The 1,981-nt window shown below is 64.3% G+C and carries 1 protein-coding gene; it reads left to right on the forward strand.

All coding sequences use genetic code 11. The annotated features are described in order from the left end of the window. Positions 1–135 precede the first annotated feature (135 nt). Positions 136–1,899, forward strand: coding sequence for an IS1634 family transposase (locus tag EET13_RS29590; protein ID WP_244604200.1), 1,764 nt, complete (start codon positions 136–138; stop codon positions 1,897–1,899). The last annotated feature ends 82 nt before the right edge of the window (positions 1,900–1,981 follow it).

Genomic DNA, 1,981 nt, shown 5'->3' on the forward strand with positions numbered 1-1,981 from the left:
CCGAAGTTACGGCGTGTTTGAGCGCTAATTGTGTGTCTGGTCTGCGGCTATGGTGTTGCAGCGGTCTCGAAACGTAGCCAAAATATATGGTGTGTCGGGTCTGGAATTCTTGCGAATAACGCTATGATGCAGCATATGGTGCGGAGGTCAGGCGCGATGCATGTGGCCAGGATCAAGAGTAGTCATGTGGATAAGGCCGGTCAGCGTCGCGACTACCAGTCGGTGTATCTGCGGCGCAGCTTCCGCGACGGCGGCACGGTTAAACACCAGCAACTGGCCAACCTGTCCGCCCTGCCCGAGGCCGCGATCAGCGCGATCGAGGCGGTGCTGTCGGGTGCGACGATGGTGGCCGCCGGCGACGCGGTGCGCATCGAATCATCGCTACCACACGGCCACGTCGCTGCGGTACACACCATGGCGCGCACATTGGGCCTGCCGGCCCTGCTGGGCCCGCCGTGCCGGGCCCGCGATTTGGCCTATGGGCTGATCGTGTCCCGAGTGCTAAGGCCGGGTTCGAAATTGTCCACACTGACCGGGTGGGCCGATACCACCCTGGGCGCCGATTTGGGTATCACCGGCGCGAGCAGCGACGAGGTGTACGCGGCGATGGACTGGCTGCACCAGCGCCAGGATCACATCGAAAAGCAGTTGGCGGCAAGGCATCTGGACCACGAAGTGAACCCGTCGCGGATCGCGATGTTTGACCTGTCCTCTTCGTGGGTGACCGGTCGGCGTTGTGAATTGGCCGCCCGCGGCTATTCCCGCGACGGCAAGAAGGGCTGCCCACAAATCGAATACGGGTTGCTCACCGACCCCGCCGGGCGCCCGGTCGCGATCCGGGTGTTCACCGGCAACACCGCCGACCCCACCGCGTTTCGCGCCGCGGTTACCACGATCAAAGACCGCTTCGGACTGACCAACATGGTGATGGTCGGTGACCGCGGCATGATCACCTCCGCGCGCATCACCGCCCTTAAAGACCTCGGCGGAATCGGCTGGCTGACCGCGCTGCGCGCCCCCTCCATCGCGGCCCTGGCTGCCGATGACGGACCGCTGCAGATGTCGCTGTTCGATGACCACGACTTCGCCGAGATCACCCACCCCGACTATCCCGGCGAACGGCTGATCTGCTGCCGCAACCCCCTGCTGGCCGCCGAACGCGCCCGCAAACGCGGCGAATTGCTTCACGCCACCGAACAACTCCTGACCCCTATCACCGCCGCCGTGGCCGCCCGGCGACTGGTCGGCGCCGATCAGATCGGCCTCAAAATCGGCAAAGTCATTGACAAATACAAAATGGCCAAACACCTGCACGTCACCATCACCGACACCACCGTGACCATCACCCGCAGGCACACCCAGATCAGCGCCGAAGCCGCCCTCGACGGCATCTACGTGCTGCGCACCAGCGTGCCCGCCAGCGACCTGGCCAGCGCCGCCGTCATCACCGCCTACAAGAACCTCGCCAACGTCGAACGCGACTTCCGCAGCCTAAAAACCGACGACCTAGACCTGCGCCCGATCCACCACCGCCTTGAGGACCGCGTCCGCGCCCACGTCCTGATCTGCATGCTCGCCGCCTACCTCACCTGGCACCTACGTCACGCCCTGGCGCCGCTGACCTTCACCGACGAAAACCCCCCTACCCGCGACAACCCCGTCGCACCAGCGCAGCGATCCCCCCAAGCCGCCACCAAAGCAGCCCGCAAAACCACCACCGACGCCCAACTGCCCACCCACAGTTACCAAGGACTGCTCACCCACCTAGCCACACTCACCCGCAACCAAGTCCGCTTCGCCGCCACCAAAACCCCCCTGCCCATACTCACCGAGGCCACCGACACCCAAACCCGAGCCTTCCAACTCCTCAACACAACCATCCCGCTAAGCCTGCAGTAGCCAAAACATCCACACCCGAAAACACCGAACCCCCAGCTCAACTGGGGGTTCGAGCGTCCTCACCGCCGTAACTTCGGGCTAG

It is taken from the genome of Mycobacterium attenuatum, assembly GCF_900566085.1.
GTDB classification, from domain to species: domain Bacteria; phylum Actinomycetota; class Actinomycetes; order Mycobacteriales; family Mycobacteriaceae; genus Mycobacterium; species Mycobacterium attenuatum.